The organism is Seonamhaeicola marinus (genome assembly GCF_008085455.1).
The window spans coordinates 1-655 of sequence record NZ_VSDQ01000415.1; the positions used below are offsets into that span (position 1 = coordinate 1).

Below are 655 nucleotides of genomic sequence, written 5' to 3' on the forward strand. Positions count from 1 at the left end.
CTTCTTTTTATCATCTAACTTACTTACGGTATCGTACATTATTGGTGTTGCAATAAATAATGATGAATATGTACCAACAATTACACCAACTATTAATGCAAACATAAAGCCTCTAATAGAATCGCCTCCAAAAATAAAGATAGCTAATAATACCACTAACGTTGTTAATGAGGTATTTAATGTTCTACTTAAAGTACTGCTTAATGATTGATTTACAACACGGTCAAATTTCCAACCTGTATGCTCATTAAAGAATTCACGAATTCTATCAAATACAACCACGGTATCATTTAATGAGTAACCAATTACCGTTAAAATTGCAGCTATAAATGCTTGGTTAATTTCCATGTTAAATGGCATAAACTTATAGGTTAATGAGAATATACCTAGAACAATTAATACATCATGGAATACTGCTACAACAGCACCAAGTGAATATTGCCAACGTTTAAAACGGAATAATATATAAAGGAATACAACTATTAATGACCCTAATACAGCCCAAACTGATGCTTGTTTAATATCGTCAGCAATTGTAGGACTCACTTTATCAGATTGCATTAAACCTGTTTGCTTTGTATCATCACTTAAATCTACAAACGCATCATAAGTCATGCCATCTAAATAAGGTTGTAAACCGTTAAATAGTTTTTCT

General features: G+C 31.1%; 1 protein-coding gene. It reads right to left on the reverse strand.

Translation table 11 applies throughout. The features are described from left to right. On the reverse strand, nt 1-655 hold a 655-nt coding region (secF, locus tag FUA24_RS07445), incomplete at both ends, for a protein translocase subunit SecF (RefSeq protein ID WP_148541128.1).